Origin of the sequence: Brachybacterium halotolerans subsp. kimchii (genome assembly GCF_020792675.1) — a bacterium.
Classification (GTDB): Bacteria; Actinomycetota; Actinomycetes; order Actinomycetales; family Dermabacteraceae; genus Brachybacterium; species Brachybacterium halotolerans.
In genome coordinates this window covers 329,741-356,326 of the sequence record NZ_CP086254.1, presented here as the reverse complement: position 1 = coordinate 356,326, position 26,586 = coordinate 329,741, and the positions used below count along the sequence as shown (strand labels likewise).

Here is a 26,586-nt window from a genome sequence, read left to right as displayed (position 1 = left end):
ATCGTGGCACAGGCACCCGATCACCGGACGTACGATGGCAGTCCCTCGGGCGCGCGCACGGACCCGAGGACGGCAGGAGGGCACCGTCGCCCTCCATCCACCGCGGCGCACCCGTCGCGGGCCCTGCGCCGCCGTCCTCCCCGCCGTTCCCCGGGACACCGCGGGCCGTGCCCCGCATCCAGCTTCAGCCAGCGCCAGCGAGACGTCCCGTCCCGTCGACAGATCAGGAGAACAGCGTTGCCCACGACCACGCGGACCCGCACCACGTCCATCGCGCCCGAGCAGGTCGCATCGCAGGTCAGGGACTGGGTCCACGAGGCCGCAGCGCGGCCCGTCCCCCGCTCCGCCCAGCTGCTGGCCGATCTCCTCAAGGATCCGAAGGGCCTGGACTTCACCGTCGCCTTCGTGGACCGCGTGATCCGCACCGAGGATCCCCGCGCGGCCGCCTCCGAGCTCAAGCGGCTCGCCGCGGACCCGCCGTCGTTCCTGCCGGCTCCGCTGCGCCGCGTGATCTCCTTCGGCGGCGCCACCGCGCCCACGCTGCCCCATGCCGTCATCCCGACCGCGCAGGCCGTCATGCGGCGCATGGTCTCCCACCTCATCCTCGACTCGCGCGACCCGCACCTGGCCCGTTCGGTGCGCCGTCTGCGCGCCGAGGGCACCGACCTGAACATCAACGTCCTCGGCGAGGCCGTCCTCGGCGCCCGCGAGGCCGGGCGGCGCCTGGCCTCCGTGCGCGAGATGGCCGGCCGCGACGACGTCGACTACGTGTCGATCAAGATCTCCTCGATCGTCGACCATCTCTCGCTGTGGGGCGCGGAGGAGACCGTCGACCACGTCGTGGAGACGCTCCTGCCGCTCTACCTCGACGCCTCGCGCCAGGACTCCCCCACCTTCCTGAACATGGACATGGAGGAGTACCGGGACCTCGAGCTCACGCTCGACGTCTTCGAGAAGCTCCTGGACCGCCCCGAGCTCATGCAGCTGCGCGCGGGCATCGTGCTGCAGGCCTACCTGCCCGACTCGTTCGCCGCGATGCAGCGCCTGCGCGCCTTCGCGAAGGACCGCGTGGCCCGTGGCGGCGCGCCCATCAAGGTGCGCGTGGTCAAGGGCGCGAACCTCGCCCTGGAGACGGTCGACGCCTCGCTGCACGGCCTGGACCAGGCGCCCTTCCACACCAAGGAGGAGTCCGACGCCCAGTACAAGCGGATCCTCCTGGACTCCCTCGAGCCCGAGCACCTCGAGGCCGTGCACCTGGGCATCGCCGGGCACAACCTCTTCGACGTCGCCTTCGCGCACCTGCTGATGGGCGAGCGCGGGATCGACGGGGCCGACGGCGAGGTCGAGTTCGAGATGCTCGCAGGCATGGCCCCGGGGCAGCAGCAGGTGGTGCGCGAGGCCGTCGGCTCGATGCGCCTGTACGTGCCGGTGGTCTCCCCCCGTGAGTTCGACGTGGCCGTCTCCTACCTGGTGCGGCGCCTCGAGGAGAACGCCTCGAGCGAGAACTTCATGTCGGCCGTCTTCGAGCTCGACGACAGCGAGGAGCTGTTCGCCCGGGAGCAGGCGCGCTTCGAGGCGTCGCTCGCGCGCGCGATCGAGGGCCCGGCGGAGGCCACCCACCGCGACCAGGACCGTGCGGCCGAGGAGCACGGGGAGCGGCCGGCGCTCGGCTCGGCCGTGATCCCCGCCCGTCCCGGCGCCTTCCGCAACACGCCCGACACCGACATGTCCACGGCCGCGAACCAGGAGTGGGCGGCCGGGATCATCCACCGCGTGCGCGGCTCCCGCATCGGCATCGAGGAGATCGAGGCGGCACGGGTGACCACCCGCGAGGGCGTCGACGACGTCTACCGCCGTGCCCTCGCCGCCCAGGAGACCTGGGCGAGGAAGGGCGCGAGCGAGCGCGCGCAGGCGGTCCGCGAGGTCGCCCGCGTCTTCGCCGCCCACCGCGCCGACCTCCTCGAGGTGATGGCCGCCGAGACCGGCAAGGTGCTCGAGCAGGGCGATCCCGAGGTCAGCGAGGCCATGGACTTCGCCCTCTACTACGCCGAGCAGGCGGAACTGCTGGAGGAGCTCGACGACGCGGTCCTCACGCCCCGTCGCCTGACCCTGGTGACCCCGCCCTGGAACTTCCCGGTCGCGATCCCCACCGGCGGCGTGCTCTCGGCGCTCGTCACCGGCAGCGCGGTCGTCATGAAGCCCGCCCCGCAGGCCCGCCGCTGCGGCGCGATCATCGGAGCCCTCGTCCACGAGGCCGGGATCGACCGGGACCTCGTCCAGATCGTCGACGTGCCCGAGGACGAGGTGGGTCGTGCCCTGATCACCGACCCGCGGGTGGACCAGCTCGTCCTCACCGGCGCGTACGACACGGCGGCGCTGTTCGCCTCCTGGAGGCCCGACCTGCCGATCAAGGCGGAGACGAGCGGCAAGAACGCCGTCATCGTCACCCCCCACGCGGACCTCGACCTCGCCGCGAAGGACGTCGCCGCGAGCGCCTTCGGCCACGCCGGCCAGAAGTGCTCCGCCGCGAGCCTCGTGATCACCGTCGGCTCCGTCGCCCGCTCCCGCCGCTTCTCCTCCCAGCTCGCCGACGCCGTGATGAGCCTGCACGTCGGCTACCCGACGGACCCGACCTCCCAGATGGGCCCGGTCATCGAGGAGCCCGCCGGCAAGCTCGCCGACGGGCTGAGCAGCCTCGGCGCCGGGGAGCGCTGGCTCGCCGAGCCGCAGCAGCTCGACGAGTCCGGCCGCCTGTGGAGCCCGGGCGTGCGCGAGGGCGTGGCGCCGGGTTCCGAGTACCACCTCACCGAGTACTTCGGGCCGATCCTGGGCATCGTCCACGCCGACACCCTCGAGGAGGCGACCGAGATCCAGAACGGCACCTCGTACGGGCTCACCGCCGGCCTGCACTCCCTGGACCTGGGCGAGATCGCCTGGTGGACCCAGCACGTGGAGGCCGGGAACCTGTACGTCAACCGCGGGATCACGGGCGCGATCGTGGAGCGCCAGGCCTTCGGCGGCTGGAAGCGCTCCGCGATCGGGGAGACCTCGAAGGCCGGCGGCCCGAACTACCTCATCCACCTCATGGATGCGGCCGACGTCGAGGGCCGGCGCACTCCCTCGGGAGCCATCCGCGACGAGGCCACCTGGCTGACCACGGCGAAGCACTCGGACGCGGCCCACTGGACCAGCACCTTCGCCGCCCGCGACCCGCAGGACCTGCACGGCGAGATCAACGTGCTGCGCTACGTGCCGATCCCCACGGTGGTGCGCGCCGCCGAGGGCGCGCGGGAGGTCGAGCTGCGTCGCGTGCTGCACGCGGCCGCGACCGTCGGCGCCGACATCGAGGTCTCCGTGGCGACCGGCGCCCTGCGCGCCGCGGCCGCCCAGGAGCTGCCGGCGGGCACCACCGTGCGGATGGAGGACGCCGACGCATTCGCCGCCGCCGTCCCCGCGCAGTCCCGCCTGCGGATCCGGCTGGTCGGAGAGGCCGACGACGCCCTGCTGGGCGCGATCTCGCGCCGCGTCGAGGTGGCCCTGTTCCGCGGCCCGGTGACCGCGAGCGGACGGATCGAGCTGCTGAGCTTCCTGCACGAGCAGGCCATCAGCGCGACCGATCACCGCTACGGCAACATCATCCCCGAGACCCTCGACGTCACCGGCGGCGAGGGGTACGTCCACGGTCGCGACTGACGGGGGCCGACGGGCCGCGCGTCGGCCTTGTCGGGTCGGCCCGTCGGATCGGTCCGTTCGACCGGCCCGCCGGACCGGTCCGTCCGACCGACCCGTCGGACCGGCCTGTCGGACATGTCCGTTCAGCCGACGACCCGGCCCGTCGACCTGATCACACGCGCCCTCGCGCGCGGGGCGCGATGCGTCCCATTCGCGGCGCGGGTACTTGAGCGCGTCACCTTCCGGTCCTAGCCTCGTCACGTTCCGTTCACCCCCGACGAGAGGCGCATGCGCATGGCCGGCCAGCAGGATCCGAGCGCGGAGCCAGCCCCCACCGAGACGGCCGGCACGGGCCCGGCCGGTGGGAGTGCCCCGGCCGTTCCGACGCACACGCCACGGCGCCCGCCCACGCACCGCGCCCACGGCGATGCCCGCGGGACGTCCGCTCCCGCGGCGCTCGACACCCGCGCAGCGCCGTCGGACCCCGCGAAGCCGGCGAAGGCCGATAAGCCCGCGAAGAAGCCCCGTGATCCGCTGCTGGACAACGCGCGCGCGATCCTCATCGCGCTCGTGGTCGTGGGCCACACGATCGAGAGCAACGACAACGGGTACCTCGACATCCTCTACACGTGGATCTACTCGTTCCACATGCCCGCCTTCGTCGCGATCTCGGGCTTCCTCTGCCGCTCCTACCGCAACGAGCCGCGGCAGGTCTCGCGCCTGCTCACGGGCATGCTCCTGCCGTACCTGATCTTCCAGGTCTTCCACTCGATCGAGAGCGACCTCCTCGACGGGAACCCGATCACCGTGAGCCTGTGGCACCCGGCCTGGACGCTGTGGTTCCTGCTCGCGCTGACGTTCTGGCGGGTGTTCTCGCCGATCCTGCGCTCCCTGCGCTACCCGCTCGTGTTCGCGGTCGCGATCTCCGTGCTGGCGCCCCTCGAGGCGGACTTGGACACCGTCCTCACCTGGGGCCGCGTGCTGAGCTTCCTGCCGTTCTTCGTGCTGGGACTCATGTGCACGCCGGAGATGCTCGCGAGGATCCGCGACGTGCGCTGGGGACGGGCGATCGGCGCGGCGGCCTTCGCCTGCGCCCTCGTGGTCGCGGCGATCACCCACGACATGTTCTCCAACGACATCTTCACGATGTCCCGCAGCTTCTCCGAGAACGATCTCGGGAACGTCTACGGCATGGTCACGCGCGTGCTCGTGCTGATCTGCGGCACGATCCTCACGATCGCGATGATCATGGTCGCCCCGCGTCGCCACCACTGGTTCACGGCCCTGGGCGTGGAGTCCCTGACGATCTACCTGATCCACCCGCTGCTGCTGCAGATCCCCCGCGACCTGGGCTGGTTCGACACGATGACGTCGAACCTCGACGCGGTGATGCTCGTGGTCGGGGCGCTCCTCCTGGTGCTGATCCTCTCGCGCGCACCGATCGTCAAGGTGCTCTCGTGGATCACCTCGCCGCCCATCGGCCACTGGCTCGTGCGGGAGCCGGCGGCAGGCGCGGCAGGGCCGGCGCGGCGCTGAGCCCGAGGCTCGCAGCGGCGCCGCGCACCTCCCGACCCGCGCCGGAGTGGCGCGACCCGGGCGGCAGTCGCGCACCGGCGTATGGCGGACGTCTCTGCCATATATGGCAGAGACGTCCGCCATACGCCGCTGCATGACCGATGGACCGCGTCGACCATCCACAGATCCGCAGGGGGTGCCCCGCGCAGCGGGGCCCCACCCGCAGGTCCTCAGCCGCCGAGGACGGTCCCGTCGGGGATCTGGGCGGGGTCCTCGGGGCCGACGACGGCGTCGCCGCGGGCGACGACGTCACGACCGAAGGTGTGATCGCCCGTCACGCTCAGCGAGGTCGCCTCGCGCAGGGACGGCACGCCGTGCGGGAAGCGGGCGTCGAAGTCGCCGATCAGCTTGTAGTGGTCACTGTCCAGGGAGACGGTCGGGGCCGACGGCACCTGCTGGACGAGCGCGCTCTTGGGGTCGAGGTCGTAGACGTCCGAGCGCACCAGCAGCAGGTCGCTCGTGGCCTTGACGGGCAGGAAGCGATCGCGGCCGACGACGATCGCGCTCGCGCCCTCGAACACCTCGATCGCGGCGCCCATCGCGGACTCGATCTGGTAGACCGGCGTGCTCGACTTGTCCGAGGGGTCGACGGTCTTGGAATTGCGGATCATGGGCAGCGGCATGACGCCGTCGTGGGCGCGCAGCACCGCGTCGAGCTTCTCGAGGTCCATCCACAGGTTGTTCGTGTGGAAGAACGGGTGGCGGTGCTCGTCGGTGAAGAAGTCCATCTCCTCCTCCGGCGTCTGCGCGGTGTCGCGCAGGATGAGGCGGCCGTCGGACTTCCGCACCGCGAGGTGCCCGCCCTTGCGGTCCGCGGGGGTGCGCGGGCACAGCTCGGCCGCGTAGGGCGCGCCGGAGGCGGCGAACCAGCCGGCCAGCACGGGGTTCGGGAGCGTGCCGAGGTTGTCGGAGTTCGACACGGACGCGTACTTGAAGCCTGCGTCCAGAAGCTTCTGCAGGACACCGGAGGTCTGCAGCGCCGTGTACAGGTCGCCGTGGCCCGGCGGGCACCACTCGAGGTCGGGATCGGCCTCCCAGGTGACGGGCTCGAGGTCATCGGCCCGCAGCTTGGGCTCCTTGTTCTGCAGGAAGTCCAGCGGGAGGTCGCCCACGGGCAGGTCCGGGTACTGCTCGAGCACCTCAAGGGTGTCCTCGCGAGTGCGGAAGGAGTCCATGAACAGCAGCGGCAGCGGGGAGCCGGTCGCCTTCCGGGCGGCCAGGACCTGCTCGACGATGATCTGCAGGAAGGACCTGCCGTCGCGCACGGGCAGCAGCGACTTCGCGCGGTCCATGCCCATCGAGGTGCCCAGGCCCCCGTTGAGGTTGATGATCGCGAGGCGGTCGAAGGCCTCCTTGGCCTGGAACGGATCGATCGTGACGTCCTCGAGCCGGGGCGGGTCGAGGTACGGGGAGATGGTGTCCTCCGGGATCGACCCGGTGACGCCCTCCTCGAGCTGCTGGTAGTAGCGGGAGAACACGTCGATCGCCGTCTGGGCGACGCCGGCGTCTCGCATCTTCTGCTGGGCTGCGGAAAGGCCATGGGTGCTCATGTGGCCAGGGTATCGGTCGACGCGGGCCGTTCGCGGTCCGCGTGCGGGCGTGGTGTCCGTAGACTTGCGTCCCATGAGCACAGTCCTGTCCGCGGTCGCCTGGCCGTACGCCAACGGTCCCCGCCACATCGGTCATGTCGCCGGCTTCGGCGTCCCCTCCGACGTCTTCTCGCGCTTCATGCGCATGGCGGGCCACGACGTGCTCATGGTCTCCGGCACCGACGAGCACGGCACCCCGATCCTGGTCGAGGCCGACAAGGAGGGCGTGACCGCCCGCGAGCTCGCCGACCGCAACAACCGGATCATCGTCGATGACCTCGTCGCCCTGGGCCTCAGCTACGACCTGTTCACGCGCACCACCACCCGCAACCACTACGCGGTGGTGCAGGAGATGTTCGAGGTCGTGCGCGACAACGGCTACATGATCGAACAGACCACCTCCGGCGCCATCTCGCCGTCGACCGGCCGCACCCTGCCCGACCGCTACATCGAGGGCACGTGTCCGATCTGCGGCGCGCCCGGTGCGCGCGGCGACCAGTGCGACACCTGCGGCAACCAGCTGGATCCGACGGACCTCATCGACCCGGTCTCCCGCATCAACGGCGAGACCCCGGAGTTCATCGAGACCACCCACTGGTTCCTGGACCTGCCCGCGCTCGCGGCGGAGCTCGGCCGCTGGCTCGACGAGCGCGAGGCGACCGGTCTGTGGCGTCCGAACGTGATCCGCTTCAGCCAGAACATCCTCCAGGACATCAAGCCGCGCGCGATGACCCGCGACATCGACTGGGGCATCCCGGTGCCGGGCTGGGAGGACCAGCCCACCAAGCGCCTCTACGTGTGGTTCGACGCCGTGATCGGCTATCTCTCCGCCTCCATCGAATGGGCGCGGCGCCAGGACGATCCGGAGGCGTGGCGCCGCTGGTGGAACGATCCCGAGGCCCTCACCTACTACTTCATGGGCAAGGACAACATCGTCTTCCACTCGCAGATCTGGCCGGCGGAGCTCATCGCCCAGAACGGCGAGGGCGACAAGGGCGGCGAGCCCGGCCGCTTCGGGAAGCTGAACCTGCCCACCGAGGTCGTCTCGAGCGAGTTCCTCACCATGGAGGGCCGGAAGTTCTCCTCCTCCAAGCGCATCGTCATCTACGTGCGCGACATGCTCGAGCGCTATCAGCCCGACGCGGTGCGCTACTTCATCTCCGCCGCGGGCCCGGAGAACCAGGACGCTGACTTCACCTGGTCCGAGTTCGTCTCGCGCACGAACAACGAGCTCGTCGCCGGCTGGGGCAACCTCGTGAACCGCACGGCCGCGATGATCGCGAAGAACGTCGGCGAGATCCCCGCCGCGGGCGAGCTCGAGGACGTCGACCGAGCGCTGCTGTCCCAGATTGAGGGCGGCTTCCGGTCCGTCGGCTCCCTCATCGAGGCCCACCGGCAGCGCGCCGCGATCGCCGAGGCCATGCGCCTGGTGGGCGAGGCGAACCGCTACGTCTCGGAGACGGAGCCCTTCAAGCTCAAGGCCCCCGAGCAGCAGGAGCGCCTGCACACGGTGCTCCACGTGCTTGCGCAGGCCGTCACCGACCTCAACACCATGCTCGCCCCGTTCCTCCCGTTCTCCGCGAACGCGGTCGAGCGGGCGCTCGGCGGGGACCGGCAGATCGCCCCGCTGCCCGAGGCCCGCGAGGTCGAGGACCTGGACGGCGGCCCCTCCTACGCGATCATCACGGGCGACTACACGGACGTGCCCGCATGGGGCCACCGCGACGTCGAGACCGGTCGCCCGGTCGCGAAGCCCTCGCCGATCTTCACCAAGCTCGACCCGAAGGTCGTCGACGAGGAGCTCGAGCGGCTCGACCCCGAGGCCTGACCCGACGGGTCACTGCCCCGTCGAGCCTCCGAGCCCTCCCAGGTCGAAGACGCGGGCGGTGACGGCGAGCCCGCCGCCCTCGCTCTGCGCGCCGCCCTCCTGCAGGGCGCGCGGGATGAGCTCCTCGGGCGCGGGGTGCCCGGTGACGTGCGCGAGGTACGCCTCGTGGCTGCGCAGCGAGGCGATCGACGCCGCGGCGTCGTCGGGGCCGACGGGGATCGCGTGGGTCGGCCGCGAGTGGCCGACGACGATCAGGGCGCGGGCCTGCCACGGTCGATACCCGTCGTGGCCGAGCTCGCGGAACACCCAGGGGTTCGCGGCGTCGCGCGTGCCGTCGGCCGCCGCCGTCCCGGCCGCGCGGTGGTCCGCCTGGTTCAGGGAGCCGTAGGCCTCGACCTCGTAGGTCGTGGTGAGCACGAGGTCCGGGCGCACGTCGCGGACGGTGCGGGCCACGTCGCGCCGCAGGTCGAGCGAGGGCTCGAGCATGCCGTCGGGATGGGCGAGGATCCGCAGATCCTCGACGCCCACCGTCGTGCAGGCGGTCCGCTGCTCGCGGGCGCGCAGCGGGGCGACGACCTCCGGTGCCTCCGCCATGCCCGCCTCCCCCGCGGTGAGCAGGAGGTAGGTGACCTCGACGCCGCGCGCGGTCCAGCGGTGCACCGCGGCGGACGCCCCGTACTCCATGTCGTCGGGGTGCGCGACCACGCAGAGCGCACGGCGCACGTCCTCGTCGGGAAGCGTCGGCAGGGCGCGGTCGGCCTGGTGACTGGGCATGAGGACTCCCCTCGGTCGACGGGCGGCGAAGCGTCGGGCCGCCCGGGCTCCGAGGCTACTCGGGCTCGACTCCCGCGCGGGAGGGATCCGGAGCGCCCGCGCGCCCAGCGCCGGCTCGCGCAGCGCTGGCTCGCGCAGCGTCGGCTCGCGCAGCGCGACGGCGCCCGGCCCATCGGCGCAGTCGCGCCGTGATCCGCTCGAGCGGCAGGAACGCCGCCCAGCACACCACCGTGGGCAGGAAGTGGATCCCGAGCGCCACGAACGTCGCGAGATGGAAGACGAGGAAGACGCCGATCAGCGCGTAGAGCTTCCTCCCCCGCAGGAACAGCGCGAGCGGAGAGATGGTCTCGAGGGCGATGAGCGCCCATTGGGCCGGACGGAACAGCCCGGGCACGTCCAGCATCCACTGCACCCACGGGGCGCCGCGGCGGATGAACGCGAAGGCGAACACTGCGCTGTTCGCCCAGGTCGCCGGGGACCCGGAGATCACCGACTTCTCGAGCACCGAATAGAAGTAGGTGAGCACCACGGCGAGCTGGATGCACCGCAGCGCCCAGCCCGCCTGCCGGGAGAGCACTCCTGCGTCGGCCCCACCGACCCCACCGAACCCGTCGACCCCGTCCACCCGGTCGGCCCGTGCCCCCGCGATGCCGGCGGTGGGCAGCACGGCCACGGCGACCATGAGCGCCACGTGGTCGTGGCTGATGTAGCCGTAGCCCTGGGAGTAGAGCATCCAGATCCAGAAGCTCACGGCGAGCACCGCTCCGCTCGCGCGCGGCGCGCGCCCCAGGGCGCCCAGAGCCCCGGAGGCGAGGATGACCACCAGCAGTCCCCAGCCCAGCACCGGCGTCACCGCGGGCAGGTGCAGGAGGCGGGCGAGCGCCGTGGGCCGGAAGTACTCGGGGTTCGCCGCGTGGCCGATCACGTCGTTCGAGACCAGCAGCACGTCGAAGACGACGAACGCGCTGATCAGACGGCGCATCACCTCCAGACGCGCGAGGGGGATCGCAGGGGCGAGGACATCGAGCAGTCGTTCTGTCCCTCGCCGTGCGCGGGGCGGCGTGCTCGCGCCCGTCGAGGTCGCCGTGCTCATCGCGCCTCCCAGGTGACCAGGGTGACGTGCTCGGGCGGCCCGTCGGGCGCGCCTGAACGCAGGTGGTAGCGGTCGCTGCAGACGGTGAGGCTCGTCAGCTGCGGCTCGTCCGGGTGGTGGGCGTCGACGGCCCGGGCGAGCGGGGCGAGGCGCTGGGGGTCCTCGCGGATCCCGCGCAGGTTCCCCTCCACGTCGGAGCGCGCGATGCCGGCGTCGGGGAAGCTGATCGGGAGGACCTCGTCGCTGCCCTCGCGGGTGCCCTCGAGGCAGGTGTCGTCGACGACGCCGTCCGGGTCGCGGGGCTGGGCGAACATGGCCATCGCGCTGAACGGGAAGAGGTCGTCGGTGTGTCCGATCTGAGCGGCCGTCAGCACGGCCAGTCCCGCAGCCATCGCGAGGATCCGCCAGGCGAGGCCCACGGGGCCCATGCGCCCCACACGCGTCCGCCGCACACGCGGCACTGTGCCGCCGGGGGCTTCCGGCATCCCGGCCGTCGAGGGGCCGATCCCCGGATCATCGTGCTGATCGGCGCTCCGCCCGGTGGGCCGATCGCGAGGGGACGCGGGATCTTCGGTCATTGCGCCCACGATAGGGAACGCGGACGCGGCCGGGCCGAACCCCACGCCGATCACGCCCCACGACCTGGACCTCCGGGGTCCGCGCGCGACGCCCCTGCCCCGACCACTAGGCTTCGAGCATGGCTTCCCCCTCGCTGGACGCAGTGGTCGTCGGCTCAGGGCCCAACGGGCTCGCGGCGGCGGTCACCCTCGCCCGTGCGGGGCTGAGCGTCCAGGTCCTCGAGGCCGAGGAGACCCTGGGCGGCGGCTCCCGCACGCTCGACCTCGGCCTGGCCCCCGGGATCGTCCACGACATCTGCTCGGCCGTGCACCCGATGGCGCTCGCGAGCCCGTTCCTGCGCGAGTTCGACCTCGCGGCGCGCGGCGTGCGCACGATCGTGCCCGAGGTCTCCTACGCCCAGCCGCTGCCGGGCGGTGATGCCGGCATCGCCTGGCACGACCTCGAGCGCACCGTCGAGGGGCTCGGGCCCGACGGACCCTCGTGGCGCCGCATGTTCGAGCCCCTCGCCCGACATGCCGACGCCGTCACCGCACTCGCTCTCGGCGACAAGCGCTCGATCCCTTCGGAGGTGCTCTCCCCCGCCGGGCTCGTGGCCGGCGCCCGGTACGGGCTGCGGGTGCTGCAGCAGGGCACCCGGGCCTGGGACGCGCCCCTGCACACGGAGAGGGCGCGGGCCCTGCTCACCGGGGTCGCCGCGCACGGCATCAGTCCCCTGCCCTCGCTGGCCGGCGCCGGGGTCTCCCTGCTCCTGGCCGCGCTCGCGCACGCGGGCGGCTGGCCGATCCCAGTCGGCGGCAGCCAGGCCATCGCCGACGCCCTGCTCGAGGACCTGCGAGCCCACGGCGGCAGCGTGATCGCAGGCCGCCCCGTGCGATCGCTCGCGGATCTTCCGCCCGCGCGCGCCGTGCTCCTGGACACGAGCGCCGACGACGCCGCGCGGATCCTCGGCCGCACGATCCCCCGCCGCACCGCCCGCGGCCTGCGGGGCCTCGGGCACGCGGGAGCGGCGGCGAAGGTGGATCTGGTGACCAGCGGGCCGATCCCGTGGGCGCATCCGAACGTGCGCCGCGCGGGGACCGTGCACCTGGGCGGCACCAGGGAGCAGATCGCCGCGGCCGAGAACCAGGTGCTCGCGGGCCGCATCCCCGAGCGTCCCGTGGTGCTCGTGAGCGATCCGGCGGTCGCCGATCCCTCCCGCGAGGTCGGCGGTCTGCGGCCGATCTGGGCGTACGCGCACGTGCCCGTCGGCGGCATGGAGGATCCCACCGAGGCCGTGATCGCGCAGATCGAGGCGAGCGCCCCCGGATTCCGCGACACGATCGTCGCCGCGCGGGGCATCCCCGCCGCGCGCATGGGCGAGCACGACCGGGCGATCGTCGGTGGCGACATCGCGATGGGGACGATCACGATGTACCGCATGATCGCGCGGCCCCGCGCGGTGTGGGACCCCTACCGGCTCTCGGACGACGGCCACTTCCTGTGCTCGTCCGCGACGCCTCCGGGCCCCGGGGTCCATGGCCTCAACGGCCATTTCGCCGCGCGGCGCGTCCTGCACGAGCGCTTCGGGATCCGTCGGGCCCCCGACATCGGCCCGGGCGTCTGACAGCGCGGGGACCCTGCGCACTCCCAGCGAGCCGACCGGTCGAGGCACGCGGCGCGTTCGACGGATCTGCCCCACTGGGGCACACTCGTGGCATGGCTCAGCGATGTGAACAGTGCAGGAGAGTGATCCGCGGCCGCGCCCGGAGGTCGTTCACGGGGCGCGTGCTGTGCGAGCGCTGCAACGACCGGATCCTCGGCGCCTCCGCAGGGCATGCGGTAGGCGGCGGGGTCGGGCACGCCGTGAGCGGCGGCGGCTGGTTCGGGCGCGTCAAGCAGTTCGCGAGCGGGAAGCGCCCGCGCCGCTGAGCACCGAGGCGCGACCCGGCGCGTCCGTCGGTGCTGCGTCTCCCGGTTCCACATCTCCCTGTTACGCGTCGCCCGGTTCCGCGCCGCTCGGTCCCGCGTCGCGCGCCGTCCGCGCGGCGGCGAGGCCCCGTTGCAGGTCCGAGAGCAGATCGTCCACGTCCTCGAGGCCGATGCTGAGGCGCACCGTGCCCTCGCCCACCCCGCAGGCCGCCCGCTGCTCCATGCTCAGGTGCGAGTGCGTCGTGGTCGCCGGGTGGCAGACCAGGGAGCGGACGTCGCCGATGTTCACGGCGAGGGTGAAGACGCTCAGGGCATCGCAGAAGGCGGCGGCCGCTGCTTCCCCGCCCTCGAGGTCGATCGAGAACACTCCCGAGGTGCCGCGTGGGAAGTCGCGCGCGGCGAGGTGCGCGTCGGCGCGACCGGGGGCCGACGGATGGTTCACACGGGCGATTCCTTCCGCGCCCTGCAGGCTACGAGCGATCTGCTCGGCGTGCGCGCTGATGCGCTCCAGGCGAAGGTCGAGGGTCTCGATGCCCACGAGCACGTCGCGGGCGCTCTGGGCGGGAAGGGTGGCGCCGAAGTCGGTGACGTACTTGGCCCGGGCGAAGCCCAGCAGTCCGGCGCCGCCGGCCTCGTACTCGTCGGCGAAGGTCACGTGGAAGCGCTCGTTGGGTGTGGTCAGGCGCGGCCAGCGCTCGGGACATCGGCGCGGGTCGAAGGAGCCGGTGTCCACGATGAGTCCGGCGATCGTGGTGCCGTGACCGGCGAGGTACTTGGTGGCCGAGTGCACCACCACGTCGGCCCCGTGCTCGCCGGGACGGTAGAGGGCGGGGCTCGCGAGGGTCGAGTCGACGACCACCACCGCGCCGTGCTCGTGGGCGATCGCGCTGATGGCATCGAGGTCGGCCAGCTCAGCCCCGGGATTGGCGATCGACTCGAGGAGGACGACGCGGGTCTCCGGGCGGATCGCGGCGCGCCAGGCGTCGACGTTCCAGGGGTCGACGGCGCTCCAGCTCACCTGCAGGTCGACGAGGGTGTCGCCGAGGAACTCCGTGGTCCCGCCGTAGAGGCGGGAGGAGGCCACGACGTGGGTGCCCGGCTCCAGCAGGGCGCACAGCGCGATCGTGGTGGCCGCCTGCCCGCTCGCCACGGCGATCGCGCCGATCCCGCCCTCGAGAGCGGCGATCCGCTGTTCGAGCACGGCCGTGGTGGGGTTCCCGGAGCGGGAGTAGGCGAAGCCCTCGCTCTCCCGGGCGAAGAGGGCCTTGAGAGAGGCGTGGCCGCTGTGGGCGTAGGCGCTGGTCGCATAGATCGGGGGGACGACCGAGCCGTGGGCGTCGCGCGCGTCCCAGCCCGCGTGCACCGATGTCGTGGACATGACCTCTCCTCCCGAGCGGCCGACGGGGCCGAGGACGCCGCTCCCGGCCACTCTCGCGCGCACACGGGTCGGGCGCCCAGGAGTGTGACCACGTATGACCGCGCATGCGGTCCCCGCGCACCGGACCTGGCGGTCGGGCTCGGAACTCGCGTCTCGCGCGGGCGGGGCTCAGGACTCGCGTCTCGCGCGGTTCAGGCTCGAGTTGAGCCGGTCAGGCTCGACGCGCGCCGGTCAGGTCAGGCTCGACGCGCGCCAGTCTCGTCCCAGAGGCCCGAGCTGCCGCGGCGGTGGGAGCCCAGCAGGTGGGTGTCGACCACGCCGAGCGCCTCCATGAGCGCGAACATCGTGGTCGGCCCCACGAACCGGAATCCGCGGGCCTTGAGCTCCTTCGCGAGCGCTCGGGACTCGGCGGAGGTCGTCGGCACCTCGGCGGCGGTGCGCGGCGCAGGGCTCGTCCCCGGCCGGTAGCTCCAGACCAGATCGGCGAGGGTCGAGCCGCGCGGCAGCTCGCCGCGGGCGCCGATCCCCTCGGCCTCGCGCAGGGCGAGGGTCGCGCGGGCGTTGGCGATGGTCGCCTCGATCTTGCCGCGGTGGCGGATGATGCCCTCGTCGGCGAGCAGGCGCTCCACGTCGGCCTCCTCGAAGCGGGCGACCGCCTCGGGGGCGAAGTCCGCGAAGGCGCGGCGGAATCCGGCGCGGCGGCGCAGGATCGTGGCCCAGGAGAGGCCGGACTGGAACCCCTCGAGCGCGAGGCGCTCGAACACCTCGGCCTCGGTGCGCCGCGGCATGCCCCACTCGGTGTCGTAGTACTCGCACAGGTCCTCGTGGCGGCTCGCCCAGACGGGGCGGGCCAGGCCGTCCTCGCCGACGACGAGGTCCTCGCTCGGATCGCTCATGCGGTGGGGTCAGTCCTCGTCGATGCGGCCGACGGGCTCGCGCTTCTCGGCCTGGAACTGGTCCTCGACGCGGCCGGCGGCCCAGTAGGCGGAGATCGAGATGAGGGAGCGGTCGATGCCGCGCTCCTTGACGAGGTTCCGACGGATCCGCTTGATGATGCCGCGCTCCCCATGGGCGAAGACCTGGAGGCCGTCGGCCGGGAGGTCCAGGCCCTCGGTCTCGGTGACCAGCTGCTCGCGGTCGCCGATCAGCCAGCGAAGCTCGACGCCCTCGGGGTGCTCGAGGTCCTGCTGGTCCTCCGCGCGATCAAGCTGGACGAGGGCGATGCCGCGGGCCGCGGGCTCCATGGTCTCGAGGGCGGAGGCGATGGCGGGCAGCGCCGAGTGGTCGCCGATCAGCACGTGGAAGCCCGTCTCCGGGTCGGGGGCGTAGCCGCCGCCGGCGCCGTTCGCGGCGACCACGTCGCCGGGCAGGACGGCGTCCGCCCAGGCGGCCGCGATCCCGTCGATCGTGCCCTCGCCGTGGAGCACGAAGTCCAGCGCGAGCAGCTGCTTCTCGCGGTCCCACGAGCGCACCGTGTAGGTGCGGCGGGACGGCAGGGTCTCGGGCGAGGTCTCGCGCAGGCCCTCCATGTCGTAGGGCGGCTGCAGGCCGCTGCCCGGCTGCGGGAGCAGGAGCTTGAGGTACTTGTCCGTCGAGTCGTTGTCGTTCAGGACGCTGACCTGGTCTCCGCCGACGATCACGCGCAGCAGGTTCGGCGTGATCCGCTGCTTGCCGATCACCTGGAGGACCGCCTGGGGGCGCGGGGGCCGCTTCCCCCGGTCCCTGGGGTTAGGTGCTGCGGTCCCGGATCCTGTGGCGTCGCTCATGCCTCCGACAGTACGGCAGACCGCCGACCCCCTGCAGGGCCGAGGGATTATCGCCACACGTCCCTTGCGTTAAATCGGGGCCGGTTCCGGACGGGACGTCAGCTGCGCAGGAGGTGCCGGGCGGCGGCGCGGCCGGCGCGGTTGGCGCCGATGGTCGAGGAGCTGGGGCCGTAGCCGACGAGGTGGATGCGAGGGTCGTCCGCGACCTGGGTGCCGTCCATCCGGATGCCGCCGCCCGGGGCGCGCAGGTGCAGCGGCGCCAGGTGGTCCAGGGCCGCGCGGAAGCCGGTCGCCCAGAGCAGGACGTCCAGGGGCGTCGTGGTGCCGTCGGCCTCGATCACGCCCTCGGGCACGACGCGCGTGAACATCGGTCGGCGCGCGAGAGCTCCCCGGGCGTCGGCGGCCGCGAGGGCCGGGCTCCAGGGCAGTCCGGTCACGGAGACCACGCTGAGCGGGGCGAGTCCCTGCGCCACGCGCTCCTCGACCATCGCGACGGCCGCGCGGCCCTCGATCTCGGGGGTGAACCCGCCCTCGCGGAAGACCGGCTCCCGGCGCGTGTACCAGAAGGTGGTCGCGACCTCGCTGAGCTCGGCGAGGAAGCCGGTGGCGCTGATCCCGCCGCCGACGATCCCGACCCGCCGCCCGGCGAGGGCCGCGGCGCCGGGGTAGTCGACGGTGCGCAGCATGCGGCCGCGGAAGGTGCCGATCCCCGGCACGAAGGGGACGAACGGGTTGCTCCAGGTGCCGGTCGCGTTCACGATCGCGCGCGTGCGGATCGGCGTGAGCGCCCTCCCCTCCCCGTCCACGCTGTCGACGCGCAGCGGGGAGTCGATTCCCGCGTCCGGATCCTCGGAGTGCACGGAGGTCACGCGGACGGGCCGCTCGATCGGGAGGGAGTCCCGCCGCTCGAACTCGGCGAAGTAGGCGGGGACCGCGGTGTTCGCGCTCTCGGACTCGGCGACGGTGCCCTGCGGCATGTCGGGGAGGTCGGCGATGTGGTTGACCGTCGCCATGGTCAGCGAGTCCCAGCGATGTCGCCAGGCGCCACCGGGCCCGTCCTCGGCGTCGAGCATGATCACGTCGGCGCCGCGGCGCAGCAGGTGGTGGCCGGCGCTGAGTCCCGCCTGTCCCCCGCCGATGACCACCACGTCCGCCTCGCGCAGGGAGGGCTCGTCGGATTGAACCGGACGGGCGAGAGGGGCGGACCGAACGGGCCCGTCGGACGGGACGGGCTGCTCGCTCACGGGAGCGCCAGTGCTCGGAGCGCGGCGGGGAGATCCCTGATCCCGGAGATCACCGCATCGGGGCGAGCGAGCGGATCGGCGGGGTCCACGCGCGCCTGCTGACGCGCGGCGAGGTCGCGGAAGAACTCCGAGAAGGGGTCCTCGCGCTCGGGCGACGTGCCGGGCGGGGCCGCCGGCGCAGGATCCGTCGGCCCCTGGAGCTCGGCGGGCGCCGAGGGGCAGTAGAGGACCGCCGCGCCGCCCGCGCGATGGGCGCCGAGCACGTCGTCGTCGAGCCGGTCCCCGAGGTGGACGAGGGGTCCGGCGCCGCTGCGCGCACCCGTCAGGGCGCTCGCGAACATCACCGGATCGGGCTTCGGGGCACCGGCGGAGTCGGCGGTGACGAGGTCGTCGACGAGGTCGAGCAGGCCGACGGCCCGCAGCGCCGGCACCTGATAGCGGCGCCACCCGTTGGTGATCACCACGAGTCGCCAGCCGTCTGCCTTCAGCGCCCGCAGCACCTCCGGCGCATCCTCCTCGAGGAGTCGGGTGCGCGCGGGAGCCACCTCCTCGAGTCGCTCGACGATGTCGAACGGCAGCCGGGCACCGCGCTCGCGAGCCACCCGGGCGAGGGTCGCCTGCCAGTCGTAGGCCGCGGCGGGGTCCTCGGCGAACAGGCGCTGCGCCTCGGCCATCACCTGGTCGTGGAGGCCCACGATCCCCTGCTCGCGCGCGACCTGCGCATCGAGGTCCGCGATCACGGTCCCCAGCGGCCCGTGGATGAGCGTCGCGTCCAGATCGAGGCCGAGGGTCCGCGCGGTGGGGGCGGAGCGCTCGGGCGGTGCGGAGGCTGCGCTGGTCATGCCGTCCATTCTGCGGTCCGCGACGTCGCGCCGCTCAGGCGGCCGACTCGACGGGGATCTGCTGCGGCTCCTCCTCGGCCTCCTCGGGTGCGCGGATGAACCAGGCGAGCACCACGGGCACCAGGGCGATCAGTCCCGCGACGAGGAAGGCCGCCCGCGCTCCCGGGGCGCCGGCCGCCGCGGTCGAGAGGCCGTCGGCCTCCCCCTGATGGAGGATCGAGGAGTACAGGCCGATGAGGACGGCGACGCCGGCCGCGCCGCCCACCTGCTGGAGCGTGTTCAGCGCGGCCGACCCGTGGGAGTACAGCCGGCGCTGGAGCGAGCCGAGCGAGGCGGAGAACAGCGGCGTGAAGGTCATCGCGAGGCCCACGGACATGAGGGTCTGGACGATCATCAGCACGGGCCACGCAGTGTCCTCGCCCACCGTCGAGTAGAACAGCAGGGCGCCCGCGACCACGATCGTGCCGGGCACGAGGAGGACGCGCGGGCCCTTGGCGTCGTACACGCGGCCCATCACGGGCCCCAGCAGTCCCATGAGGATCGAGCCGGGCATGAGGATCAGGCCGGACATGAGGGCGTCCAGTCCCGCGACGTTCTGCAGGTACAGCGGCAGCAGGGTGAGCGTGCCGAACATGGCCATCGCGACGACGCCCATGATGATCACGGCCAGCGTGAAGGTGCGCGAGCGGAAGACCCGGAGGTCCAGCAGGGCGTCGTCGGCGCGCTGCAGGGAGATCTGGCGCAGGCAGAAGAGGGCGAGGATCACGAGGGCGACGACGATCAGGACGATCGCCGTGCCCTGGGTCCCCAGGCCAGGGATGGTCGCGCTCGCTCCGCCGCCGCCCGCGGTCTCGTGCGCCGAGCCCAGCAGGCTCAGCCCGTAGACGAGGCCGCCGAAGGCGAGGGCGGAGAGGATCACCGAGAGCACATCGAGCGGGGCGCGCAGGGTCTCCCCGAGGTTGGTCATCCAGCGGGCGCCGAGCAGCAGGGCGACGAGCGCGATCGGCAGCACGATCCCGAACAGCCAGCGCCAGCCCAGGGTGTCCAGGACAGCGCCCGAGAGGGTCGGGCCGATGGCGGGGGCCAGCGAGATCACGAGGCCCACGCGGCCCATCATGCGTCCGCGCGAGTGCGCGGGCACGACGTTCATGATCGTGGTCATCAGCAGCGGCATCATGATGCCGGTGCCGACCGCCTGCACGACGCGGCCCAGCAGCAGCATCGGGAAGCCGAGCGCGAGCAGGCAGATCAGCGTGCCCAGGGAGAACGCGCTGATGGCGAAGAGGTACACCTGGCGCGTCGTGAAGCGCTGCAGGAGGAAGCCGGTGGTGGGGATGACCACGGCCATCACGAGCATGAAGCCGCTGGTCAGCCACTGCCCGTTCTCCGGGGCGATGCCCAGGTCGTTGTTCAGGTGCGGGATCGCGATCGCCATCGTGGTCTCGTTGAGGATCGCCACGAAGGCGGCGACCAGTAGCAGCCAGATGACGCGCATGCCCTGGGGATCGATGCCCGTGGCCGGCGGCGCGGCGGGCTGCGGGGAGGGCGCGGTCTCGTGCGAGGACATGGGACTCCTGGGTCAGGGCGGCGGCGCGCTCGCGGGCGAGGGGCGCCGGTGGGTCGTCGAGGGCCCGCGGCCGGATCGGCGGGGCCGACGGCCCTGCGGGAAGGGCGGGAGCGCTGAGGCCGACGGCGGACGCCGTGGACCGGCGCCTGGCGTCGACGCGAGCGGCACTCCGGGCAACGTCGGCGGATCGGGCGGTATTCCCGTGGTCCGGACCGAGGATGCCGATCGCCCCGTCCACGAGTATCGCGGTCCGGGGCCCCTCGCGTCACGGGGGTTTCTCCGAGGACGCGTCCGACCTCGGGCCGCGCTCGCCACGGTGAGCGCACGCTCCGTGGGGAGGGCGCCGGACCGATGTTGTCGCCTCCGCAACGCCCTCGATAGCCTCGACGGGTGAGCGACCCGCGGCATGACCTCCGGCCGACCCCTCGGACATCGCCGGGTGCGAGCCCGCTGGCGCTCCTCGGCGACTGGCTGCTGAACCGCCGCATCGAGGACCGCCTGTCCCGCGAGATCCTGCAGGTGACCGGGACGACCGAGATCTCGATGCGCGAGGACGGTCGCATCGTCTGGAGCGAGAGCGGTGTGCTCGTCCGCGGCGCCGCGGATGCTCGGCCGATCCCCGTGCGACGCGAGCTCCTCATCGAGCGCCGTGCCCGCCCCCTCGATGGGCAGCGCGGCGCGGCCTCCCCGGACGAGGATTGGATGGTCCTGTTCGCCGACGGCCGGGACTTCCACCCCTGGACGCCCGGACGGGCCGTGGTGCACCCCTGCGGCGAGGACCGCTACGACGGCCTCGTCGAGATCCGGGACGAGCGCGAATGGCACGTGACCTGGGAGGTCACCGGTCCGGCCAAGGACATGACGATCCGCAGCGTCCTCACCGCTCCGCAGGCCTGAGGCTCCGCAAGCCCGAGGCTCCGCGGATCCGTGGCGCCGCCGCCCGGGCTCAGTACACGTCCTCCCGGTACCTGTGCTCGGCCTGGAGCCGCGCCACCCAGGCCGCGCCCCGCTCCGGGGAGCCGAGCTCCCGGGAGGCGACGGCGCGCAGGGCGAGTCGCACGGCGGGCGCCATCTCGCGCGCATCGCCGCACACGTGCAGATGCGCTCCTCCGTCGATCCATGCGAAGAGCTCGGGGCCGAGTCGATCCATCGTGTGCTGGACGTACTCGGCTCCGTCCGCCGCCCGGGACTCGGCGACGTCCAGTCGCGTGAGCACGCCCTCGTCCCGCCATGCCTCGAGCTCCCGTGCGTACAGCAGGTCCGTCGTGCGCTCGCGGATCCCGCACAGCAGCCAGCTGCGGCCCGTGTCGCCGCGCGCGCTGCGCTCCTGGAGGTAGCCGCGGAACGGTGCGACGCCCACGCCGGGGCCGATCATCACCAGATCGGCCGACGAATCGTCGGGCAGACGGAATCCCGGTGCGGGCCGGTGCCGCACGAGGACCTCCCGGGACGGGTTCCCGTCGGGCTCCTCCCCCGCGCTCCGGGCGAGCCGGGACAGGGCGCCGCTCGCGGTGCCCTCGAGGATCCTGCCGGCCCGCTCGTACCGGAGGGTCCGCACGGTGAGGTCCACGCGGCCCGCGTCCACCCTCGGGCTCGAGGCGATCGAGTAGGCGCGCGTCTGCAGCGGGCGCAGCCACCGCGCGAGGTCCTCGGCGTCGGCCTCCAGCTGCGGAACGTCCTCGAGGACGGAGAGCAGGTCGCGTCCCCATCGCCAGCGCTCGAAGTCCGTGGCGCGCGCGGCGAGCAGGCGTCCGAGGGCGTCGTCCCCGGTGCGCTCCTGGATCGCCTCCACCAGCGATCGCGGCAGCTGGCGCAGCTCGAGCCGCTCGGTCAGCAGACGCGCGGCGGAGATGCTCGTCGTCCCGTCCTCCACGACCTGGTCCGGATCGATCCGCAGCCGGTCGAGCACGGCGGCCACGAGACGCGGGTCGTTGGGCTCGAGCAGATCGAGCGAGTCGCCGACGCGCCAGGGCGGTCCGTCGCCGTCGGGTCCCGCGGCCGCGAGCGCCGGCGGCAGCGCGAGGGTGCAGTGCAGGATCTCCCGATCGGGGTCCCTGTCGGTGAGCACCCGCACGTCCTCGACGATCGCGGTCCCGTCGGTCCGGGCCGCAGGGTCGGGGATCCGCAGCGGTTCGGGCTCCACGTCCTGGGGGCCGGCGGGCGCGGAACCGGGATCGCTCGGGCCCGGATCCGCGCCCGTCGGCTCCCCGGCGTCCGCTCCTCCGGCGGCCCCGGCCATGTCGCGGGCGACCGCGTCGATCCCCTCGCGCAGCCAGCGCGAGGCGGGCGTCTCGTAGTCGTAGTCGCAGGTGACGAGCTCGACGAGGCGCTGCGCGCCGAGCTCGGCGAGGCGGTCGTCGAACTCGATGCCGGCCTGGCAGAAGTCCGCGTAGACCCGGTCTCCGAGGGCGAGGACCCCGAAGCGGAGCTGGTCGAGCTCCGGCGCGTCCGCGGCGATCAGCGCGTCCCACAGCTCTCCGACGTCGTAGGGGACATCGCCCTGACCCGTGGTGGAGACGACGAACAGCGCCCAGCGCATCTGCGCGAGCTCCTCGAGGGACACGGCGTCGATCTCGCGCACGCGCACGCCTATGCCGGCGGCGCGGGCGGCGGGCGGCGCGACGCGTTCGACGAGCTCCTCGCCGTTCCCGGTCTCGGAGGCATACAGCACGTGGAGCACGGGCTGCGCGCTCCGGCCGGTCTCGTGGGCGGCGGCGGTGGTGGTCCAGCGGGTCGTGGCGATCGCCTCCAGGGCAGACGGAGTTCCGTTCCTCGTGGGGCGTGACTCCAGCCTACGGATCCCCGCGGAGCACTGCGGATGCCGTGGGTCACACCCTCTGCCCGGGCGGTCCCGCCGGGGTCAGCGATCGCGTCGACCCCGGCGTGTCCCCCACGAGGCCCCCGAGTCCTCGCTCAGCTCCGCTCGGTGAGGGCGGCGCTCGCGCGCAGCACCTCGAGCCGCTTGCGGTACTCGGCCTCCTCGAGGTCTCCCCGGGCGAAGCGCTCGGCGAGGGTCAGCTCGGCCCGGCGCAGCGGCGTGAGGGCCTCGTCGGCCCGACGCGCTCGCTCCTCGAGCCGGCGCTGCTCGCGCTCCTCGTGGCGCTCGGCGGACCAGCGCCGGCGCCCGCGGGTGAGCAGCACGACCGCGACCACGAGGATCACGAGCCAGAACAGCGGTGCGAGCAGGAAGAAGGGGCCGACGGGATGGGCGCCCCAGGGTCCCGCTCCGCCGTCGGCGAGCAGAGGGGCGGCGGGCGTCGCGGTGAGTGCGGTGGTGATCGCGGTGTGCATGGCATGTCCTTCCGACAGGGGCCGCACCTGCGGCGACCCGATGCCTCCAGCGAACCGGCCACGGGACTTCCGCACATCCCGCCCCGGGAGACACTCCGACTGCTCCCCCGGGAGCAGACGCCGCGCGCCGGGCCCCTCACCAGCTCGAGACGGACCTCGCCGGCTCCAGCCGGACCTGATCAGCTCCAGCCGGGGCGCACCAGGCCCGTCTCGTAGGCGAGGACGACCAGGCGCGCGCGATCACGGGCGCCGACCTTCTGCATGATCCGCGAGACGTGCGTCTTCGCGGTGAGCGGGGAGAGCACGAGCCTGCCGGCGATCTCCTCGTTGCTCAGTCCCTCCCCGACCAGGCGCAGCACCTCCCGTTCACGCTCGGTGAGCTCGCCGAGCGCGGTCGGGTCCGGGCGTTCGCGCAGGCCCCCGGCCGCGCGGTCCAGGAGGAGTCGGGTGATGCCGGGCGAGAGCAGCGCGCCGCCGTCGTGCACGACCCGCACGGCACGGATCAGATCAGCGGGTTCGGTGTCCTTGACCAGGAAGCCCGCGGCGCCCGCGCGGATCGCCCGCACCACGTACTCATCGAGCTCGAAGGTCGTCACGATCACCACGCGCACCGCGCGGAGCGCGGGATCGGCGGCGATCTGCTCCGTGGCCCAGAGCCCGTCGCCCTCCGGCATCCGGATGTCCACGAGGGCCACGTCCACCGGGGTCCGACGCAGCGCCGCGAGCAGCTCCCGACCGCCCGCCGCCTCGACGACGACCTCGATGTCCTCCTCGGCATCGAGCAGCGCGCGGAAGCCGCCGCGCACGAGCTGATGGTCGTCGGCGATCGCGACGCGGATCATGTCTGCCCCCAGGGAAGCCTCGCGGTGACGACCGTCCCGCGTCCCTGCGGACCGGGCCCCAGGGAGAGGGTGCCTCCGAGCAGCTCGGAGCGGTCCCTCATGCTGCGGATCCCCGCCCCCGGATGAGCGAGCGCGGTGCCCACGCCGTCGTCGGCGACGTCGATCCGGAGCGCGCCGCCCTCGCGCCGCAGCCGGACCTCGGCCGTCTCCGCCCCGGAGTGCCGCACCACGTTGGTGAGCGCCTCGCGGACGATCCGGACGGCGGTCGCCTGGGTGCGGCCCGCCGGAGCGTCCGCGGCGCGAGGCTCCGTGCCGTCGGGCTCCGTGCCGAGGGGGTCCACGCCGTCCAGGTCGCTGTCCAGCGTGATCGCGAGACCGAGCCCCCGGTGCTGATCGAGGAGCGCGGGGAGGTCCGCGAGCTGCGGCTCGGGGGTCAGCGGCGCCTCCTCTCCGCGCAGGGTCGCGAGCACGCCGCGGGCCTCCTCGAGGCCGCCGCCCGCGAGGCGGCGGATGTTCCCGAGGGATTCGCGGGCCTTCGCCGGGTCCCTGTCGAACAGGTGGAGTCCCATCCCCGACTGCACGGAGATCTGGGAGAGCGAGTGGGAGAGGACGTCGTGCAGCTCGCGGGCGATCTGGTCGCGCTCGGCCTGCTCCGCCTCGCGCCGCCGCTGCTCGAGCAGCGCCTCCCGCCTCCGCATCCGCTCGGCGCGCGAGCGGATGCCCATGCCGACGCCGAGGCAGACGGCCAGGATCACCGTTCCGGCGATGATCCGCTGGGGTGCTCCCGAGGGCCACAGCAGCTCCGCGAGCACGACGCCCACCGCCCAGGTCGTGCACGCCGTCGCGAGCGCCCACACGGGGGCGGCGCGCACCAGCGCGATCACGAGCGCGATGCCGAGCGCGACCGGCGGAGGGCCGAAGGGCGGCGGCAGGAACAGCAGGACGAGCGCGAGCGGCGCGATCACGATCACCGTCGGCCCGGGACGCGTCCAGATCGCGAGCAGGGCGAGAGCCGAGAGGGCCGCCGCCGCGGTCCGCGCAGCGACGAGCGCGGGGGCCGTCTCCGTCCACACGCCGATGGCGAGCGTCGGCGGCACCTGGATCAGGAGCGCGACCAGGGCGGGGAGCAGAGCGACGACGCGCCCCGGACCCCGTCGTCCCCGGGTGCGGGGCGCGGGATCCGCCCCGTCTCTCGCGCGCATGCTCGAAGGCTACGCCGGAGCGTGCGCCGGGTCGTCCTCCCCCGGGAGCATGCGCCGGTGCTCCCGAGGGAGCAGACCAGGCCACGAGCCGCCGGGCCGGAGCGCTCCGATTGCCTCACGCGGTCGCGGCGGGCTACGGTGACGCCGTGCTGACCTGTCGTTGTCGTCCCTGAGCGCCTGCGCTCGGCCCGAGCGCGCCCGCGTTCCCCGCCGAGCGCGCCCGACGATCCATCGACCACCGTGCGGCGTCGACGCCGTCCGCCGCACCCCGTCCAGAGGACACCACTCGTGCACTACGCCCAGTCCGCGGCCGATCTCATCGGCTCCACTCCCCTGATCCGCCTGCAGCGCGTCACCGAGGGGATCGACGCGACCGTCCTGGTCAAGGTCGAGTACTTCAACCCCGGCGGATCCTCGAAGGACCGCATCGCCCGCACCATCATCGACGCCGCCGAACGGGAGGGCCGTCTGCGCCCGGGCGGCGTGATCGTCGAGCCCACGAGCGGCAACACCGGCGTGGGCCTCGCCCTGGTCGCCCAGCAGCGTGGCTACCGGACCGTCTTCGTGGTGCCGGACAAGGTGGGACCGGACCGCCGCGCCGTGCTCACGGCCTACGGCGCCGAGGTCGTGGTGACGCCGGCCGCGGTGGCGAAGGAGGATCCGCGCTCCTACTACAGCGTCGCCGATCGGCTGACGCGCGAGATCCCCGGTGCCTTCCAGCCCAACCAGTTCGTGAACCAGAACGGCCCGCTCGCGCACTTCCAGACCACGGGACCGGAGGTGTGGCGCGACACGGACGGCGCGGTCACGCACTTCGTCGCCGGCATCGGCACGGGCGGCACCATCAGCGGAGCGGGACGCTTCCTCAAGGAGGCCTCCGGTGGTCGCGTGCAGGTGATCGGCGCGGATCCGGAGGGGTCGATCTACTCGGCGGACCCCGCTGATCCCGAGCAGATCCACGCGAACCTCATCGAGGGCGTGGGCGTCACCTTCGTCCCCGAGACCTTCCACCCCGAGGTCGTCGACGGCCTCCAGCGGGTCCCCGACGCGGAGTCCTTCGCGATGGCGCGCCGCCTCGCCCGCGAGGAGGGTCTGCTGGTGGGCGGCTCGAGCGGCATGGCCGTGGTCGCCGCCCTGCGCACGGCCCGGGAGCTGCCGTCCGACGCGGTGGTGGTCGCCCTGCTCCCCGATCACGGGCGCGGGTACCTCGGGAAGCTCTTCGACGATGCATGGATGCGCGAGAACGGCTTCGAGGTCGACGAGCCCGAGTCACTGGTGCCGGCGGACGTGCTCCGGGAGCTCGATCTCGAGCAGTGACGGGGCCGCGGGGTCGACGGTCGACGTCCGGTCCGGCCGCCCCACGAGCGTCCCGGACACGACGAAGGCCCCCACCATCCGGTGGGGGCCTTCGTGACGAGTCACTGTCTCACGGTTTC

Annotated in this window: 21 protein-coding genes; 7 read left to right on the top strand and 14 right to left on the bottom strand. The window is 73.2% G+C overall.

The window, feature by feature from the left end:
• Positions 1-237: 237 nt before the first annotated feature.
• Positions 238-3,693 carry a bifunctional proline dehydrogenase/L-glutamate gamma-semialdehyde dehydrogenase gene (locus Bra3105_RS01625; protein ID WP_228358346.1) on the top strand — a complete coding sequence of 1,152 codons (3,456 nt, stop codon included), beginning with the start codon at positions 238-240 and terminating at the stop codon, positions 3,691-3,693.
• A gap of 273 nt (positions 3,694-3,966) precedes the next feature.
• Entirely contained in the window at positions 3,967-5,208 is a 1,242-nt protein-coding gene (locus Bra3105_RS01620; protein ID WP_228358345.1) for an acyltransferase family protein, read from the top strand.
• 209 nt (positions 5,209-5,417) lie between these two features.
• Here Bra3105_RS01620 and Bra3105_RS01615 read toward each other — a convergent pair whose 3' ends face one another.
• Positions 5,418-6,797, bottom strand: coding sequence for a UTP--glucose-1-phosphate uridylyltransferase (locus Bra3105_RS01615; RefSeq protein ID WP_228358344.1), 1,380 nt, complete (start codon positions 6,795-6,797; stop codon positions 5,418-5,420).
• 73 nt (positions 6,798-6,870) lie between these two features.
• On the opposite strand from Bra3105_RS01615, the gene metG reads away from it, so the two are divergent.
• The gene (metG, locus tag Bra3105_RS01610) at positions 6,871-8,664 is read left to right on the top strand and encodes a methionine--tRNA ligase (protein WP_228358343.1); all 1,794 of its coding nucleotides are present in this window, start codon (positions 6,871-6,873) and stop codon (positions 8,662-8,664) included.
• A 9-nt stretch (positions 8,665-8,673) separates the two neighbouring features.
• Here the strand turns inward: metG and Bra3105_RS01605 are convergent, their stop codons facing one another.
• The 3 genes from Bra3105_RS01605 to Bra3105_RS01595 are packed head-to-tail and all read right to left on the bottom strand — an operon-like array spanning position 8,674 to position 10,983.
• The gene (locus Bra3105_RS01605) at positions 8,674-9,438 is read right to left on the bottom strand and encodes a PIG-L deacetylase family protein (protein WP_228358342.1); all 765 of its coding nucleotides are present in this window, start codon (positions 9,436-9,438) and stop codon (positions 8,674-8,676) included.
• Between the two features lie 55 nt (positions 9,439-9,493).
• Positions 9,494-10,531, bottom strand: a complete 1,038-nt coding sequence (locus Bra3105_RS01600; RefSeq protein WP_228358341.1) for an HTTM domain-containing protein — start codon at positions 10,529-10,531, stop codon at positions 9,494-9,496.
• The gene (locus Bra3105_RS01595) at positions 10,528-10,983 is read right to left on the bottom strand and encodes a hypothetical protein (RefSeq protein WP_200500832.1); all 456 of its coding nucleotides are present in this window, start codon (positions 10,981-10,983) and stop codon (positions 10,528-10,530) included. Before Bra3105_RS01595 ends, Bra3105_RS01600 begins: the two co-directional genes overlap by 4 nt.
• 245 nt (positions 10,984-11,228) lie before the next feature.
• On the opposite strand from Bra3105_RS01595, the gene Bra3105_RS01590 reads away from it, so the two are divergent.
• Both Bra3105_RS01590 and Bra3105_RS01585 read left to right on the top strand, forming a co-directional pair.
• On the top strand, positions 11,229-12,713 hold the full coding sequence (locus Bra3105_RS01590; RefSeq protein ID WP_228358340.1) for a phytoene desaturase family protein: 1,485 nt from the start codon (positions 11,229-11,231) through the stop codon (positions 12,711-12,713).
• Positions 12,714-12,805: 92 nt separating this feature from the next.
• Positions 12,806-13,018, top strand: coding sequence for a hypothetical protein (locus Bra3105_RS01585; protein WP_152352831.1), 213 nt, complete (start codon positions 12,806-12,808; stop codon positions 13,016-13,018).
• 61 nt (positions 13,019-13,079) lie between these two features.
• On the opposite strand, the gene Bra3105_RS01580 is transcribed toward Bra3105_RS01585, so the two are convergent.
• The 6 genes from Bra3105_RS01580 to Bra3105_RS01555 all read right to left on the bottom strand — a co-directional run bounded on the left by Bra3105_RS01580 (position 13,080) and on the right by Bra3105_RS01555 (position 19,815).
• Complete coding sequence (locus Bra3105_RS01580) at positions 13,080-14,396, bottom strand: O-acetylhomoserine aminocarboxypropyltransferase/cysteine synthase family protein (RefSeq protein ID WP_228358339.1); 1,317 nt, start codon at positions 14,394-14,396, stop codon at positions 13,080-13,082.
• A 236-nt stretch (positions 14,397-14,632) separates the two neighbouring features.
• Positions 14,633-15,292: a DNA-3-methyladenine glycosylase I gene (locus Bra3105_RS01575; protein WP_228358338.1), complete on the bottom strand. Its 660-nt coding sequence runs from the start codon at positions 15,290-15,292 to the stop codon at positions 14,633-14,635.
• A 9-nt stretch (positions 15,293-15,301) separates the two neighbouring features.
• A complete protein-coding gene (locus Bra3105_RS01570; protein WP_267062061.1) occupies positions 15,302-16,075 on the bottom strand; it encodes a siderophore-interacting protein in 774 nt (257 codons plus the stop codon).
• Between the two features lie 185 nt (positions 16,076-16,260).
• Positions 16,261-17,307 (bottom strand): FAD-dependent oxidoreductase, encoded by a 1,047-nt coding sequence (locus tag Bra3105_RS01565; RefSeq protein WP_267062059.1) that lies wholly within the window; start codon positions 17,305-17,307, stop codon positions 16,261-16,263.
• Positions 17,308-17,402: 95 nt separating this feature from the next.
• A complete protein-coding gene (locus Bra3105_RS01560; protein WP_228358336.1) occupies positions 17,403-18,248 on the bottom strand; it encodes an HAD family hydrolase in 846 nt (281 codons plus the stop codon).
• Positions 18,249-18,282: 34 nt separating this feature from the next.
• Positions 18,283-19,815, bottom strand: a complete 1,533-nt coding sequence (locus Bra3105_RS01555; protein ID WP_228358335.1) for an MDR family MFS transporter — start codon at positions 19,813-19,815, stop codon at positions 18,283-18,285.
• Positions 19,816-20,205: 390 nt separating this feature from the next.
• Here Bra3105_RS01555 and Bra3105_RS01550 point away from each other — a divergent pair, with 390 nt between their 5' ends.
• A complete protein-coding gene (locus tag Bra3105_RS01550) occupies positions 20,206-20,712 on the top strand; it encodes a DUF6314 family protein (RefSeq protein ID WP_228358334.1) in 507 nt (168 codons plus the stop codon).
• A 49-nt stretch (positions 20,713-20,761) separates the two neighbouring features.
• Here the strand turns inward: Bra3105_RS01550 and Bra3105_RS01545 are convergent, their stop codons facing one another.
• The 4 genes from Bra3105_RS01545 to Bra3105_RS01530 form a co-directional block, all read right to left on the bottom strand.
• Positions 20,762-22,495 carry a diflavin oxidoreductase gene (locus tag Bra3105_RS01545; protein ID WP_228358333.1) on the bottom strand — a complete coding sequence of 578 codons (1,734 nt, stop codon included), beginning with the start codon at positions 22,493-22,495 and terminating at the stop codon, positions 20,762-20,764.
• 233 nt (positions 22,496-22,728) lie between these two features.
• Positions 22,729-23,106 (bottom strand): SHOCT domain-containing protein, encoded by a 378-nt coding sequence (locus Bra3105_RS01540; protein ID WP_228358332.1) that lies wholly within the window; start codon positions 23,104-23,106, stop codon positions 22,729-22,731.
• 179 nt (positions 23,107-23,285) lie between these two features.
• Positions 23,286-23,948: a response regulator transcription factor gene (locus tag Bra3105_RS01535; protein WP_228358331.1), complete on the bottom strand. Its 663-nt coding sequence runs from the start codon at positions 23,946-23,948 to the stop codon at positions 23,286-23,288.
• A complete protein-coding gene (locus tag Bra3105_RS01530) occupies positions 23,945-25,150 on the bottom strand; it encodes a sensor histidine kinase (protein ID WP_228358330.1) in 1,206 nt (401 codons plus the stop codon). The genes Bra3105_RS01535 and Bra3105_RS01530 overlap by 4 nt, the downstream gene beginning before the upstream one ends.
• Positions 25,151-25,438: 288 nt before the next feature.
• On the opposite strand from Bra3105_RS01530, the gene Bra3105_RS01525 reads away from it, so the two are divergent.
• Entirely contained in the window at positions 25,439-26,467 is a 1,029-nt protein-coding gene (locus Bra3105_RS01525) for a pyridoxal-phosphate dependent enzyme (protein ID WP_228358329.1), read from the top strand.
• Positions 26,468-26,586: the final 119 nt, after the last annotated feature.